The 14,817-nt window shown below is 69.0% G+C and carries 16 protein-coding genes; 5 read left to right on the forward strand and 11 right to left on the reverse strand.

Annotation, left to right across the window (positions count from 1 at the left end; genetic code table 11):
• Nucleotides 1-30: 30 nt before the first annotated feature.
• The 3 genes from AB0J91_RS03845 to AB0J91_RS03855 form a co-directional block, all read right to left on the reverse strand.
• The gene (locus tag AB0J91_RS03845) at nt 31-1,560 is read right to left on the reverse strand and encodes a fatty acyl-CoA synthetase (RefSeq protein WP_363863917.1); all 1,530 of its coding nucleotides are present in this window, start codon (nt 1,558-1,560) and stop codon (nt 31-33) included.
• Nucleotides 1,561-1,744: 184 nt separating this feature from the next.
• A complete protein-coding gene (locus tag AB0J91_RS03850; protein WP_363863919.1) occupies nt 1,745-1,942 on the reverse strand; it encodes a DUF397 domain-containing protein in 198 nt (65 codons plus the stop codon).
• The gene (locus AB0J91_RS03855) at nt 1,942-2,796 is read right to left on the reverse strand and encodes a helix-turn-helix transcriptional regulator (RefSeq protein ID WP_363863921.1); all 855 of its coding nucleotides are present in this window, start codon (nt 2,794-2,796) and stop codon (nt 1,942-1,944) included. Before AB0J91_RS03855 ends, AB0J91_RS03850 begins: the two co-directional genes overlap by 1 nt.
• Nucleotides 2,797-2,918: 122 nt before the next feature.
• Here AB0J91_RS03855 and AB0J91_RS03860 point away from each other — a divergent pair, with 122 nt between their 5' ends.
• The 3 genes from AB0J91_RS03860 (at nt 2,919) to AB0J91_RS03870 (ending at nt 4,296) form a co-directional block, all read left to right on the forward strand.
• Entirely contained in the window at nt 2,919-3,131 is a 213-nt protein-coding gene (locus AB0J91_RS03860) for a zinc finger protein (protein WP_363863923.1), read from the forward strand.
• Nucleotides 3,128-3,343, forward strand: coding sequence for a hypothetical protein (locus AB0J91_RS03865; protein ID WP_363788917.1), 216 nt, complete (start codon nt 3,128-3,130; stop codon nt 3,341-3,343). The genes AB0J91_RS03860 and AB0J91_RS03865 overlap by 4 nt, the downstream gene beginning before the upstream one ends.
• 122 nt (nt 3,344-3,465) lie before the next feature.
• Nucleotides 3,466-4,296, forward strand: coding sequence for an alpha/beta hydrolase (locus AB0J91_RS03870; RefSeq protein ID WP_363863925.1), 831 nt, complete (start codon nt 3,466-3,468; stop codon nt 4,294-4,296).
• A 1-nt stretch (nt 4,297) separates the two neighbouring features.
• On the opposite strand, the gene mnmA is transcribed toward AB0J91_RS03870, so the two are convergent.
• The 6 genes from mnmA to AB0J91_RS03900 form a co-directional block, all read right to left on the reverse strand.
• The gene (gene mnmA, locus AB0J91_RS03875; protein ID WP_363788915.1) at nt 4,298-5,386 is read right to left on the reverse strand and encodes a tRNA 2-thiouridine(34) synthase MnmA; all 1,089 of its coding nucleotides are present in this window, start codon (nt 5,384-5,386) and stop codon (nt 4,298-4,300) included.
• A 3-nt stretch (nt 5,387-5,389) separates the two neighbouring features.
• Entirely contained in the window at nt 5,390-6,616 is a 1,227-nt protein-coding gene (locus AB0J91_RS03880; RefSeq protein WP_363863927.1) for a cysteine desulfurase family protein, read from the reverse strand.
• A 62-nt stretch (nt 6,617-6,678) separates the two neighbouring features.
• Nucleotides 6,679-8,055, reverse strand: coding sequence for an MFS transporter (locus AB0J91_RS03885; RefSeq protein WP_363863929.1), 1,377 nt, complete (start codon nt 8,053-8,055; stop codon nt 6,679-6,681).
• A gap of 109 nt (nt 8,056-8,164) precedes the next feature.
• Nucleotides 8,165-8,989 (reverse strand): lysophospholipid acyltransferase family protein, encoded by an 825-nt coding sequence (locus AB0J91_RS03890; protein WP_363863931.1) that lies wholly within the window; start codon nt 8,987-8,989, stop codon nt 8,165-8,167.
• A complete protein-coding gene (locus AB0J91_RS03895; RefSeq protein ID WP_363863933.1) occupies nt 8,986-9,750 on the reverse strand; it encodes a GNAT family N-acyltransferase in 765 nt (254 codons plus the stop codon). The genes AB0J91_RS03890 and AB0J91_RS03895 overlap by 4 nt, the downstream gene beginning before the upstream one ends.
• An 86-nt stretch (nt 9,751-9,836) precedes the next feature.
• Nucleotides 9,837-11,039: a glycosyltransferase gene (locus AB0J91_RS03900; protein WP_363863935.1), complete on the reverse strand. Its 1,203-nt coding sequence runs from the start codon at nt 11,037-11,039 to the stop codon at nt 9,837-9,839.
• A gap of 250 nt (nt 11,040-11,289) precedes the next feature.
• On the opposite strand from AB0J91_RS03900, the gene rnhA reads away from it, so the two are divergent.
• The gene (gene rnhA / locus AB0J91_RS03905) at nt 11,290-11,736 is read left to right on the forward strand and encodes a ribonuclease HI (protein WP_363863936.1); all 447 of its coding nucleotides are present in this window, start codon (nt 11,290-11,292) and stop codon (nt 11,734-11,736) included.
• Nucleotides 11,737-11,793: 57 nt separating this feature from the next.
• Here the strand turns inward: rnhA and AB0J91_RS03910 are convergent, their stop codons facing one another.
• On the reverse strand, nt 11,794-12,744 hold the full coding sequence (locus AB0J91_RS03910) for an electron transfer flavoprotein subunit alpha/FixB family protein (RefSeq protein ID WP_363863938.1): 951 nt from the start codon (nt 12,742-12,744) through the stop codon (nt 11,794-11,796).
• A 32-nt stretch (nt 12,745-12,776) separates the two neighbouring features.
• Complete coding sequence (locus AB0J91_RS03915) at nt 12,777-13,559, reverse strand: electron transfer flavoprotein subunit beta/FixA family protein (protein ID WP_363863940.1); 783 nt, start codon at nt 13,557-13,559, stop codon at nt 12,777-12,779.
• A 296-nt stretch (nt 13,560-13,855) separates the two neighbouring features.
• Here AB0J91_RS03915 and AB0J91_RS03920 point away from each other — a divergent pair, with 296 nt between their 5' ends.
• Nucleotides 13,856-14,704, forward strand: coding sequence for a DegV family protein (locus AB0J91_RS03920; RefSeq protein WP_363863942.1), 849 nt, complete (start codon nt 13,856-13,858; stop codon nt 14,702-14,704).
• Nucleotides 14,705-14,817 lie beyond the last annotated feature (113 nt).

Here is a 14,817-nt window from a genome sequence, read left to right on the forward strand (position 1 = left end):
TCCCGGGCGGGCGGGGTCGGCGTTTCGGGTTCAGGCGAGTTCGTCGCGGAGGACCCTCTTGAGGAGCTTTCCCGAGCTGTTGCGGGGGAGGTCGTCGACGAAGCGGATCTGCTTGGGCACCTTGAAGCCGGCGAGGGTGTTGCGGGCGTGGTCGATGAGTTCCTGCTCGGTGACCTCGTCCTTGGTGACGACGACGGCCGCGATCCGCTCGATCCACTTCGGGTCCGGGACCGCGATGACGGCGACCTCCGCCACGGCCGGGTGCGCGTAGAGGGCGTCCTCCACCTCGCGGGAGGCGACCAGCACACCACCTGTGTTGATCACGTCCTTGATCCGGTCGACGACGAAGCAGTAGCCGGCCTCATCGCGGCGCACCAGGTCACCGGAGTGGAACCAGCCGCCGCGGAAGGCCTCGTCGGTTTCCTCCGGCTTGTCCCAGTACCCGGTGCACAACTGCGGGGAGCGGTAGACGATCTCGCCGAGCTCTCCCGGCGGGACCTCTTCCCCCTGGTCGTCGACGACCTTGGCTTCGACGAACAGCACCGGCCGACCGGCCGAGTCCGGCCGCTCCTCGTGCTCCTCCGGCCGCAGCACGGTGGCCAGCGGGGCGATCTCGGACTGCCCGAAGCAGTTGTAGAAACCCAGTTCGGGCAACTGATCGCGGAGTCGCTGCAGCACCGGTCCGGGCATGATCGAGGCGCCGTAGTAGGCCTTGCGCAGCGCCTTGAGGTCGCGCGTGGCGAAGTCGGCGTGGTTGGCCAGCGCGACCCACACCGTGGGGGCGGCGAAGAAGGACGTGATCCGCTCGCTCTCGATGCGCCGCAGGATGTCGGCCGGGTCGGGCACTTCGACGAGGAGGTTGCTCGCGCCGATCATCAGGTGCGGCAGCAGGAACACGTGCATCTGCGCCGAGTGGTACAGCGGCATCACGTGCAGCGGCAGGTCGTTCTCGCCGAAGTCCAGCGCCTGCAGGCAGGAGACGTACTCGTGCAGCAGCGCGCGGTGCGTCATCATCGCGCCCTTGGGCAGCGACGTGGTGCCGGAGGTGTAGAGCAGCTGCACGAGATCGTCGTCGGCGACGGACGCGTCGAGGACCGGAACCTCGCCTTCGACGCTGCGCGACAGCAAGGAGTCCTTCTCGTCGCGCAACGCGATGACCTGCTGCAGGGAAGTTTCCGACCGCACCGCATCGACGTTGTCCGCCAACGCGGGATCGACCAGCGCGATACCGCTGCCCGACTGCGAGAGGAGGTAGGAGAGTTCCCCTCCGGTCAGGTTGTAGTTGATCGGCACGTGCACCAAACCCGCCCTGGCGCAGGCCAGGAACCCGATCAGGTAAGCGTCGGAGTTCTTGCCGTAGGCGGCGATCCGATCACCCTTGACCGCCCCGGAAGCCAGCAGGAACCCGGCCGCACGGGTGACTGCGGTGTCGAGCTCGGCGTAGCTCCAGACCCGCTCATGACCTGCGGAGTCGACGAACCGCAGCGCCTCCCGATCGCCCACGCGCGCCGCACTGCGACGCACCACGTCGGCGACCGCGCTCCCCCGAAGCTCCACCATCGGACCTCCCACTCCGTCGTGTGGAGCCAGACACTAACCCGACAAACCGGGGAGCACTAGGCGCGAGAACCCGACCCATCGATGTTCAGGGCGGTCACCACGGGATTTGGTCCGAACCGCCCATGATCTATGTCGGTTGTGCCCGGTCGGTTCAGACCAAGACCGCCCAGCACCCCACGGACGCTCAACGCTCGAACCTGCCGGACTTCAGTGCGTCGACGAACAATCGCCACTGCCGGGAGGTCGTCGTGAAGTACCCGGCGTCGAGGTTCTTCGAATCCCGCACAGCAGCACCGGAACCCACGGAGCCGACCTCGACGCACGCTGTCTCCTGATGAGATCGAGACGACTTCCGCCAGCCCGTGGGTTCACGTAACACCATCAGAGCAACTCACTTTCGATCGCTTGCAGACGACTGCTCATGAAATCACGTGACTCCGCTGGACTCATCGCTCGTCGTCGCAGGTCGATCGCGGCCTCCTGGTAGTCGCGAACGTCCTTGACGTTACGCAGGAAGGCGGCTGTCCGGTAGTGCTCCAGGTGCACGATCGGATCCTGATCACCGAACTCGAACAACATGAACGATCCCGCATGAGCCGGATGCCAGTCCGTCGCACCGAACGGCAGAACCTGGACCGTCACCTTGGGGCGTTCGGCGACCTTCATCAGGTAGCGCAGCTGCTCACCCATCACTTCAGGTCCGCCGAAGACCTCGCGGAGGGCCGCTTCGCCGAGCACGATGGCGTACTCAGGCGGATTCAACGCGTCCAGAATCTCCCTGCGGCTGAGGCGAAACGCGACTCGCGCTTCACGGGTCGCTCTGGGCAACGGCCCCATGATGGAGCTCATGTAGTCGCGTGTCTGGAACAGTCCGGGCACGACGTGCATCTGGACCTCGGTGATGGCGATCGCGGTCCGCTCGAAATCCGCCATGACCGCGAGCTCGCCCTTCACGCCGGGAAAACCCGACGTCAACCAGTTCGGGTCTCGGACAGCACGAGCCCCGCCGATCACCCGTTCCTTGTCCTCGCCCTTGACGCCGAGCGCGGTGAGAACGCTGGCGGCTTCTTCCGGTGTCGGAGGCTTGAGGCCGGACTCGTATCGCCAGATCGTGGTGTGCCCCACGCCCAGGACGCGTCCCAACTCCCGAACACCGAAGCCGGCTTCTTCTCGCAGTTGCCGCAGCTCAGCGCCCAAGGCACGAGCGCGCGGATTCACCTTGGTGGTTCGGGCCATGAACCGATCATATCGCGCCAAAACCGCAGGTGAGAACGCTCTACCAGGTGATTGCGGCGCTGTCTCGACTTCGACAGCATGGTTCTCGGAACCAGTTCACTACTTCAGCGCCAGGGAGTCCGATGTATCCGTTCCACTGGGTGCCGTGCGATGGGCGGCGGCACGCGAGTCTGGACGAGCACCCGCACGGGCGCTCCTACCCGACCGGCACCGAGGTCACGACCTTGTGCGGGCAGGAGCTCGTCGCCGAGAACGGCGAGTTCGGCTGGTTCTGGGACACCTGCCCGACCTGCTACCGGGAAGCCCTTCGCCTGGCCGGGATTCCCGCGCGATGACCGCGCAGTCCACGGTCCTCGCCGTGCGCCTCCGCCAAGCGCAGTGGCTCCTCGACGACCTCGCCTTCGACGCCGGCGCCGACCGCCTCGACGCGGCGCGAATCGCCGAAGCCGCAACCACTCTGTCGCGGCTCACCCTCCTGCTCACCAGCATCCAGACGACGATCGCGGGCGATGAGCACCCGGGCATCTCAGCGGAAACCGATCCCTAGCCGCTGGAAGCAGCGCAGCTAGTCAGTGACGGAGGCGGCCCTTCGCCCGTCACGTCGGTGAGAGGTGCCATGCTTCCCATGAGCCAGGTGCTGGCCCAGCGATCGACGACGGAGCGCGGCGAATGCGGAGCATCTACCGGAGTGTCCGAGACCGGGAAGCCATCGAAGGCTGGTGCCTCGACCGGCTCGACGCGTGGCCGGTCGAGCACGAGCGGAGGAAGATCACCGCTGCGGGCCACAGCACGCACCTCGTTCTGGCGGGAACCGGTGACCGGACCGCGGTGTTCGTTCCGGGAACCAACTTCAACGCGGCGGGCTGCTTGCCGTTCGCGACCGCTCTCTCCGAACGATTCCGCCTGGTGATGGCCGACGTCCCCGGCCAGCCCGGCCTCAGCGGGGAGAACCGGCCGCCTGCCGCGCAGCGCGCGTCCTGGTACCGGCGGTGGCTGGGCGACGTGCTCGATCACATCGACGGTGAGCAGGTCAGGCTGATCGGGCACTCGTTGGGGGCCGCGGTGGTTCTGACCTGTGACTCGCCGCGGGTTTCGCAGCAGGTTCTGCTCTCACCGGGTGGCCTGGTCCGGGCGCGGCTCGGACCCGGCATCCTCTTCCCCGCGATCTCGTGGATGCTGCGCCGCAGTCCGGGAACCAGTGAGCGGTTGCTCGCCACCATGCACGCACCGGGCAACGCGCCGCGAGCCGAACTCGTCGACTGGATGACTCTGGTCGCCCGGCACGTGCGGACCAGCCTCGACCCGGACGCGGCGCCACCACCGACCAGAACCGTCGATCGCGTCATCGTGGCGGGCGAGCACGACAGGTACTACCCGCCGCGAGCCCTGGCCGACCGGGTCCGGGACGTTCTCGGTCAAGAGCTGACCGTGTTCCCCCGCAGCGGCCACCTGCTCATCGACGAGCGCCCGGAGGCAATCGCCGACCTGCTCGCCGGATGATTCAGCGGGTGGCGGAGATGATTCCGCTGCCCAGCACGAGGTCTCCGGCTTCGTCCGGGCGGTAGAGGACGACCGCCTGTCCTGGAGCGACGCCCTGGAGGGCCTGGCGCAACTGGATCTTGAAGTTCTCGCCGTCGAACTCGGCGACCGCGTCGGCCGTGCCGCCGTGGGCGCGGACCTGGATGACGCACTCGGTCGGGCCGTCGAGGGGCTGCTCGGACGGCCAGATCGGGCGCTTCGCGTCGATCTCGGTGACCGCGAGACGCTCACGGGACCCGACCTTCACCGTGCCCGAAACAGGTTCGAGGGAAAGGACGTAGCGCGGCTTGCCGTCCGCGGCAGGAGCGTCGATGCCCAGCCCCTTGCGCTGGCCGATCGTGAAACCGTGCACGCCGGTGTGCTCGCCGAGGACCGCACCGGTCTCCTCGTCGACGAGCTGCCCCGGGGCCTGGCCGAGCTTGTTCTCCAGGAAGCTCTTGGTGTCGCCGTCCGGGATGAAGCAGATGTCGTGGCTGTCGGGCTTCTTGGCGACCGCCAGGTCCTGCTCAGCGGCCTCCTCGCGGACCTCGGACTTCAGCGAACCGCCCAGCGGGAACATCGAGTGCCGCAGCTGCTCGGAGGTCAGCGACGCGAGCACGTAGGACTGGTCCTTGCCCTCGTCACGGCTGCGCCGCAGCTCCGGAACACCGTCCACCATGGACAGACGAGCGTAGTGGCCGGTGCACACCGCGTCGAAGCCCAACGCCATCGCCTTCTCCAGCAACGCCTCGAACTTGATCTTCTCGTTGCAGGTCAGGCACGGGTTCGGGGTGCGGCCGGCGGCGTACTCACCGACGAAGGTCTCGATGACCTCCTCGGTGAAGCGCTCGGCGAAGTCCCACACGTAGAACGGGATGCCCAGCAGGTCCGCGGCGCGGCGCGCATCGCGGGAATCCTCGACGGTGCAGCAGCCCCGCGCGCCGGTGCGCAGCGTCCCCGGCTTCGCCGACAGCGCCAGGTGCACTCCGACCACGTCGTGACCTGCGGCGACCGCCCGCGCCGCCGCGACCGCGGAGTCCACTCCACCGCTCATGGCTGCCAGCACTCGCACGACTCACACCTCCGTGGCGGCCGAAGCCGCCGAAGATCGGCGCAACCCGGCCAACCCGGCGCTACGCGCTCGTTGCACCACCGGTCCGATGACATCGGTGAGTGCCTTGACATCGGCCGCGGTCGAGCTGTGCCCCAGGGAGAAGCGCAGCGACCCGCGCGCGGCCTTCGGATCGGCGCCCATCGCCAGCAGCACGTGGCTCGGCTCGGAAACCCCCGCGGTGCAGGCCGACCCGGTGGAACATTCGATCCCCTTGGCGTCCAGCAGCATCAGCAGGCTGTCGCCCTCGCAGCCGGGGAAGGTGAAGTGCGCGTTGCCCGGCAGCCGGGACGGCCCACCGGCGATGACCTCGTCACCGAGATCGCCGTTGAGCACCACGTCCGGCACCGCCGCGCGCACCCCGTCGATCATCTCGTCGCGCAACTTCGCCAACTGCGCCGCGTGGGACTCACGCGACTCAACGGCCTCGCGCACCGCCGCGGCCAGCCCCAGCACACCAGGGGTGTCGAGGGTCCCGGAACGCACCTCGCGCTCCTGGCCACCACCGTGCAGCACCGGCGTGCACTTGACGTCGCGCGACAGCAGCAGGACACCGGCGCCGTAAGGACCACCGACCTTGTGGCCGGTCATGGTCAGCGCCGCCGCACCGGACGCCGCGAAATCCACCGGCAGCGTCTCGACCGCCTGGACCGCGTCGGTGTGCAGGGGAATCCCGTGCCGATCGGCGATCGCGGAGAGCTCGGTGATCCGGTTGACGGTGCCGACCTCGTTGTTCGCCCACATCACCGTCGCCAGCGCCACGTCATCCGCGCTGGTCAGAGCCTCTTCGAAGACCTCCGGCGTGATCCGGCCCGCAGCGTCGGCCTCCAGCCACGTGACCTCGGCGCCCTCGTGCTCGGCCAGCCACTCCACCGCGTCAAGCACCGCGTGGTGCTCCACCGTGGAGGCCAGGATGCGCCGACGAGCCGGCTCGGCGGCGCGGCGCGCCCAGAAGATTCCCTTGACCGCGAGGTTGTCGCTCTCCGTCCCGCCAGCGGTGAACAGCACCTCCGAAGGCCGGGCGCCCAGGGCGTCGGCGATGTCCTCGCGGGACTCCTCGACCTGCCGCCGCGCCCTCCGACCCGAGGTGTGCAGGGACGAGGCGTTGCCGATCCGGGTCAACGCCTCGCTCATCGCGGACACCGCTGCGGGCCGCATCGGAGTCGTAGCGGCGTGGTCGAGGTAAGTCATCGCTCATCCAGGGTAATGCAAGCCGACCGCCGCCTCCCCTGCGGTCCGACGGAACGCGCAGGTCAGACCGGTTTGGCCCGCCCTGCCCGGAGCAGCATCACAGCAGCGGACACCACCGCCACCAGCACCAGCAGATCCAGCGGCAGCACACCCCGGGTCGGCGCCCCGTCGCCGGCCAACGCGCTGACCACCACACCACCGGCCCCGACCAGCAGCGCCTGCCCGAGCATGTCGGAGATCTGCAGCGCCGAGGAGTTGAACCCGCGGTCGGCCTCCGGCGACAGCGACAGAACGGCGACCGCCGTCGTCGCGACGGAAACTCCCATGCCCATCCCCGCGACGAACCAGCCCCCGAACACCAGCCACGGCACACCCCACACCGGCAGAGCCCACACCAGCGCGAACACGCCGACCCCCACCAGCACGAACCCGGCCGCGACGATCTGCTCCCTGCCCAGCCGGCGCTGCCTGCTCTGCCAGAAAGCGCCCACCGACCAGCCCACCGACCCCACCGTCAGCGGGACCCCGGCCGCCGACGGGGAGAAACCGTGCACCACCGCCAGGCTCAGCGGAACGAAGGCCTGCGCCGCGAAGAACAGCCCCGCCAGCAGACCGCGCGAGAGCACCATCACCGGCAGCCCGGGACGAGCGCGAAGCGTCCCTCGCGGCAGCAGGTGGAGCAATGAAGGGACCAGCACGACCAGCCCCGCCACCGCGACCACGAGTGACAGGAAGGAGACCTGCTGCGCGGCCCAGTTCAGCGCCACGACACCGGCCGCCGCACCCGCCGCGGCCACCGGCAGCCCCGGCCGGGCCCCAGCGCGATCGGCACCGGGCGCACCGAAGCGGCGCAGCGTGGGAACCAACAGCGCAGCACCGAGGCAGACCAGCGGAGCAAGGCCGCCGAACACCCACCGCCAGCTCGCGTGCTCGGTGAGCAACCCGGCGATCAGGGGACCGATCAGCGCAGGCACCACCCACGCCGCCGACAGCGCACCGAACGCGGCCGGCCGGTGCCGCTCCGGATAGACGCGGGCGATCATCACGTAGAGGGAGACGATGAGCACACCGCCGCTGAGGCCCTGCACGACCCGCGCCAGCAGCAGAACCGCCATGCCCGGCGCGACAGCGGCGATCACCAGTCCCAGCGCGAACAACGGCAGCGCCACCAGCAGCGGCAACGCTGGACCGCGGAGGTCGGACAGCCGCCCGCCGATCACGGTTCCCACGGTGCTGGCGGCCAGGAACACGGTGAAGGGCCACGAATACCACTGCGACGCGTGGAAATCGGCCACGATCGTGGGCAGTGCGGTGCCCAAACCCATCGCCTCGAACGCCACGAGCGTGATGACCAGGATCAGCCCCGCCGTGAAGGCGCGGCGCTGCGGATGCCACAGCGCGCTGTCGGAACGGTCACTGCCTTCGTCGACGATGCCCACCACGCCAGCCTGCAACCTCCACCCCGGTGGAGGTCCAGTCCTTCCACCCACCCGGCGCAGTCGACCGGTTCCTCGGCGTCCGAACGCGGGTTGTGGCGCCTGGGGAAGATCAGGCGGCGATGGCCTCCGCCGGCTCGTCGTGGCCCACGCATGCGCCGGTGGCTCCCGTGATCGCGGCCTGCGCCTCCCGGGCCAGCGTCTTGCGGTCGGTGCCGGTCAGCTCCGGCAGCACCACGACCTCCACCACGAGACCGCGCATGCGGGCCACCGACAACACCGAATCCGCCAAGCTCGCATCGCCCAGGAACGCCGCCCCGGTGGTCAGCCGCCCGCGTCCGTCGCGGAAGCGCACCGCCACCGGCTGCATCCGGGCGCCCGCGTCCAACGCCGCCTGGAACACGGCGGGACGGAACGGACCACTCGCAGAGCCGCACCACGTGGTGCCTTCGGGGAACGTTCCGATCACCGAACCCGTCCGGAGCTCGTCAGCGATCGTCGCCACCGCCCCGGGCAACGCCGACAGCCGGTCGCGGTCGATGTAGACGGTCCCGACCCGCCCCGCCAGCGAACCCAGCAACGGCCACGATCGGACCTCGACCTTGGCCAGCATCTTCATCGGCGTGAGCACCTGAAGGGCCACGACGTCCAACCACGAGACGTGGTTGCACACGATCAGCCCGCCACCGGGCGTCAGCGTCCCGTCGACCTCCAACCGGATGCCCAACGCCCGCAACAACATCCGGAACCACTTCGGCACCGCCCTCCGCCGCAGCGGCGAAGGGAGCCCGAGCACCATCGCGCTGCCGATCAGCAGCAGCCCGACGGTGATCCCGATGCGCATGGCCAGCCGCAGCCGGCCGACCTCGGTGCCGGGGTCGCGCGGCGGCAGGCAGTCCGGCCCGCACGGCGACTCCGGCATCCACGAGTGGTTCATGCCGATTCTCCGAGGAAGTACCGCATGTATCTCTGATCGGCGCGTTCCAGGTCGACCAGCACGAAGAAGTCCGCCACCCCGAATTCCGGGTCGTGCGCGGGCTTGCCGCAGACCTCCGCACCCAGCCGCAGGTACCCGCGCAGCAGAGGCGGAATCGTCGAGCGCTCGTTGAGCTCACCGGCCTCCCACGGCTGGTGCGGGTGGACCCGGCGCTCCTCCGGCGCGTAGTGCTTCTGCGACACGGTTCGCCACACGTGCGCGGCCTGCACCCCACCGTCGTCCAGCGGCACCGAGGCGCAGCCGGCGAGCATGGTGTGCCCGTGCAGCAGCATGTACCGGGCGATTCCCGCCCACACCAGGCTCACCACGGCACCGTTGCGGTGGTCGGGGTGCACGCACGAGCGGCCGGTCTCCACCAGCGACGGGCGCAGCGACTCCAGAGCGGAGAGGTCGAATTCGGTTTCCGAGTAGAGCATTCCGGCGGACGAGGCGCGGTCGGGCGGCAGCATCCGGTAGGTGCCGACCACCTCGCCGCTGCGGTCTTCCCGCACGATCAGGTGGTCGCAGTGGTCGTCGAAGGAGTCCTGGTCGACGCCGTGCTCCCCGCCCTTGACCGTGGCTCCCATCTCCTCCGCGAACACCTTGTAGCGCAGGCGTTGTGCGGCGTGGACCTCGTCGGAATCACGGGCGACGAGCAGCGAGTAGTGGGCGTCGGCCGCCGCGTTCGGTGCGGCGCTGGCCAGCAGCTGCATCTCGGACATGTCCCAGGTGTATCGCCGCGCAGCGAACGCCCAACACACCAGCGGATGACACGGAGCCGGAACTTTCGGTGAATGCCAGGTGCGTACTACTCCGTCCGGGCCTTCGATACCGCCCGTTGCAGCACGTCAGAGGGGCTTGCCTGACCCGCCATCTCGTCCGCGACGGCCCGCGCGTTGACGGCGAACTCCGGCTCGCCCAGCAACCTGCGCACCACATCGCGCACCCCGTCGACGGTGATCGTCGCCGGGTCCTGGGAGAGCCCGACCCCTCGCTCCACCACCCGCTGCGCGGACAACGGGTTGTCGGCGAACGACGGCAGCACCAACTGCGGCACCCCGTAGTGCAGCGGCGCGGCGGTCGTCCCGGACCCGCCGTGGTGCACCAGCAGCGAGGTCGTCGGCAGGAACGCCGACAACGGCAGATAACGGGACGTACGCACGTTGCCCGGCAACGACTCGACCTTGATCTCACCGGCGAGCACCACTTCGACGTCCATGCCGCCGAGTGCGTCGAGGACGACCTCCGCGCTGCTCGTGCCGGAGATCAAGGGCACCACCGTGCCGAGCGTGACCCCGACGCGGGGACGTTCCGCTCGCGCGAGAGCCCACTGCGGGACCGCGCAACCACCGTTGAAGGGAACGAACCGCATGGGCCACCACGGCACCGCGTCGAAGGCATCCGGCTCCTCCCCGGTCAGTCCACCCATGCTCGGCGGTCGCGGGTCGATTCGTGCGATCACCTTCGGGCCGATGTCCGATATGCCCAGCCGGTCGCGCAGCAGCCGATCCACGTCCTCGTTGGGGCGGAACGGGCTCTCCGCGTCGCGACTGGACCACGACACCCGGTTTCCCACCTCCAACGCCGGAACACCCAGCGCAGCGGCAGCCAGCCCGCCGGCCGGGTGGTCGGTGGTGTGCACGACGAGGTCGGCCCCGAAAGCCCGTCCCGCGTCGATGGTTCCCTCGGTCATCGCCAGCGTGAACAGGCCGAACGGACCCCGATCGGTTCGCGCGACCTCCTCGTAGGTCTCGGCCATCCACTCCGGCACGGCGGCGACCTGCTCCGCTGAGGCGCCACCCGGTGACAGGACGGCTCCCATCACCACATCCCACCGCTCGCGCTCGGGGAACACGTCGACCATCGGCAGTCCCGCACGAGAACCGACCTCGACCATCTCGGAAGCGCTGGCGAACAGCACCTCGTGACCTGCGGCACGGGCAGCCCACACCAACGGCACGACCGGCAGCGTCAACCCGTACGCGGGCCCCGCGGTGAAGAGGATTCGCACGGCCCCGAGCTTGCCACTCCCCTCGACCGAGCACCGACCTTTCCAGCGAGCAGGGGAACCTTCCTGTCAGCCACCGCGCACACCGCTGCCGAAACGAGCAGGGGAACCTTCCTGCCACGCCCGAAGCCACCTCCCGAAGCGAGCAAGGGAACCTTCCTCTCATCCGCCCGGAGCCTCAGGGTGTGAGCGTGGGAACCTTCCGCGCACGCCGCTGCCCGGTCACCCGGCCGGTGGCGGCTAGATTCAGCGCATGCAGATCGAGCGCGTCGACCTCTACACCGATGGCGCATGCAGCGGAAATCCCGGCCCGGGCGGCTGGGGCGTGGTGCTGCGCTATGGCGACCATGAGCGGGAGCTCTACGGCAAGGATCCGACCACGACCAACAACAAGATGGAGTTGACGGCCGTGATCGAGGGGCTGGCCGCTCTCACCCGGCCGATCCCGGTGGTGCGCGTCTACACCGACAGCACCTACGTGCTCAAGGGCATCACCGAGTGGATGCGCGGTTGGAAGCGCAACGGCTGGATGACCTCGGCGAAGAAACCGGTCAAGAACGCCGATCTGTGGCAGCGGCTGGACGCCGAATGCTCCCGTCACGGCGAGGTGCAGTGGGAGTGGGTCAAGGGCCACGCCGGTCACCCGGAGAACGAACGCGCGGACAAGCTCGCTTGCAAGGGGCGCGACGAGGCGCGTTGAAGACGAAAAGGCGGGCCGTGCTCGGTGTGAGCACGGCCCGCCTTCTTCGCGTCAGGGTCAGCCCTTGCGCTTGGTGACCTCTTCGGTGAGCTGCGGGGCGACCTTGAACAGGTCACCCACGACGCCGTAGTCGGCGATCTCGAAGATCGGCGCCTCCGGGTCCTTGTTCACCGCGACGATCGTCTTGGACGTCTGCATGCCCGCCCGGTGCTGGATCGCGCCGGAAATGCCCAGCGCGACGTAGAGCTGCGGCGAGACCGTCTTACCGGTCTGACCGACCTGGAACTGGTGCGGGTAGTAACCCGAGTCCACCGCGGCACGCGAAGCACCGACAGCGGCACCGAGGGTGTCGGCCAGCTTCTCCACGACCTCGAACGACTCGGCCGAACCGACACCGCGACCACCGGATACCACGATGCTGGCCTCGGTGAGCTCCGGGCGGTCGCCGGCCTCGGCCGGCTGCCGGCCGGTGATCTTGGCGCCGGACGCGGCCGGAACCTCGACCTGCTCGACCGCGGCGGCACCGGAGGCCTGCTCGGCCTCGATGGAGCCGGGCAGAACGGTGACCACCGGGGTGCCCTTGGTGACCTTCGCCTTGGCGTCGTAGGTGCCACCGAACAGCGAGTGCGACGCCACGCCCTCACCGTCGATGTCCACGACCTCCGACAGCAGACCGGCCTCCAGGCGGATCGCCAGACGACCGGCGATCTCCTTGCCGTCGACCGACGCGGGGACCAGCACGGCCGCCGGGTTCGCCGAACCCGCCAGCGCGGCCAGCACGTCGACCTGCGGCGTCACCAGGACGTCGGCGGCCTCGGCGGACTCGGCCGCGTAGACCTTCGCCGCACCGTAGGAGCCCAGCGCCTCGGACAGCTTGCCCGCCGTGCCCGGCTCGCCGACGACGACCGCCGACGGCTCACCGATGCGACGGGCCGCGGTCAGCAGCTCGTACGTGACCTTCTTGACCTCGCCGTCCACGTGATCGACGAGGACCAGAACCTCAGCCATGAATCAATGCCTCCTCGAAAACCGTGAACGACTCAGAGCAGCTTCTCGCCGGCCAGGAACTCGGCGACTCCAACGCCGCCTTCGCCCTCGTCGGTGACCTTCACACCGCCGGACTTCGGCGGCTTCGGAGCGGACTCGACGACCTGGGAGCCGGCGTTGGCCAGGCCCACCTCGGAGGCGTCGATCCCCGCGTCGGCCAGCGACAACGCGCTCACCGGCTTCTTCTTCGCGGCCATGATGCCCTTGAACGACGGGTACCGCGGCTCGTTGATCTTCTCGGTGACCGACACGACGGCCGGCAGGCCGGACTCGACGGTCAGGATGCCCGCGTCGGTCTCGCGCTCGACCTTCACCGACGAACCGTCGGTCTCGACCTTGCGAGCGAAGGTCAGCTGCGGCCAGCCCAGCACCTCGGCGATCATGGCCGGCACGGCGCCGGAGCGACCGTCGGTCGCCTCGTTGCCCGCGATGACCAACTCGACACCCTCAACGGTGCCGATGACCTTCGCCAGCGCCTTGGCGGTGGCCGGCGCGTCGGTGCCGTGCAACGCCTCGTCGGACAGGTGCACCGCCTTGTCCGCACCCATCGACAGCGCCTTGCGGATGGCATCCGTGGCGCGATCCGGGCCCATGCACACGACGGTCACTTCGCCGCCCTGAGCCTCCTTGATCAACAGCGCCTCCTCCACGGCGCGCTCGTTGATCTCATCCAACACCGCATCCGCCGACTCGCGGTCCAACGTGTGATCCGCAGCAGACAGCTTCCGTTCGGAATACGTGTCGGGCACCTGCTTAACCAGGACGACGATGTTCATGGGCCCTCTTCGACCTCCTGCGGACTCAAATGACGCTCGCTGGTCCTCCAGCGGCTCTGCTTGTGGACCCGGCGCTTCTTCCGTCCGGGTTAGGTTGACCTTGCCATGCCCTCACCTGGAAAGCACAGTGATGCCAACCACCAAGGATGTTACTTGCCAGTAGCCGGGGTGCAACCAGGTCCCACCCGTGACAGTACTCACCTTCGCTCGGCGGAGATGATCCGCCGCAGCAAAAGTGGGGACGGGTCATCCGGAAAGTATGTGAATGAACCTTACGTATCAGTAGCCTGGCGGCCATGAGAAGACGCGTCGCCATCGTGACCGATTCGACGGCTTCCGTTCCGCTCGACGTGGCCGACCGGCTGGGAATCTCCATCGTGCAGCTGGAGCTGACCGTCGGTGATGAACAGAACGACGAGCGCCGGGTGCTGCATCCCCAGATGGCCGAGGCAATGCGGAACAAGGTCGCGGTCGCCACCAACCCGCCCCCGCCGCCGGCCTTCTACTGGAATTACGCGGACGCCGCGGCCTCCGGCGTCGAGGCGATCATTTCGATCCACATTTCCGAAGGAATGTCCCAAACCTGCCAGTCCGCCCGAATCGCCGCGGCGGAGATCGGCGTGCCGGTCTACGTCGTCGATGCGCGGCTGACGGGACTCAGCCTCGGCTTCCCGGTGATCGCCGCCGCCGAGGCCGCCGCAGCAGGTGCCACACCGCACGGCGTGATGACCGTCCTGGACCACCGCCTTCGCAGCACCACGCAGCTGCTCTACGTCGACACCCTGGAGTACCTGCAGCGCAGCGGCCGGATCGGCCGGGCTCAGGCGTGGGTCGGCGAAGCGCTGTCGATCAAACCGGTGCTGATCATGAAGGACGGCGTGATCGACCAGCTGCACAAGGCCATCGGTCCGGAGCGGGCGCTGCGCAAGGCCGTCGCGACCGCCGTGGAGCGGGCGGGCCAGGGGCCGGTCGACGTGGGCGTGGAGCACTTCGAGGCCGCCGATCGCGCCAAGCAGGTCCTCGACGCGCTGTGCTCGCAGCTGCCGCAGGTCCGCCGGGTCACCCTGGAGGAGACGAGCGCGATCATAGGAGCCCACACGGGTCCGGGAGCGCTCGGCATCGCGATCTCGCCCGCCAGCTTCTGAGCGGTTCTCGCCCGCCGCGAAGTCCGGCTCGGGGACCGGACTCGCCGAGCGATCGCATCGGCCGATCATTTCCGCGGATCCCTTTCACGGGACCGCACCTCGCAGTTCTTCCT

The organism is Saccharopolyspora sp. NPDC049357 (assembly GCF_040677225.1).
Taxonomy (GTDB): Bacteria; Actinomycetota; Actinomycetes; order Mycobacteriales; family Pseudonocardiaceae; genus Saccharopolyspora.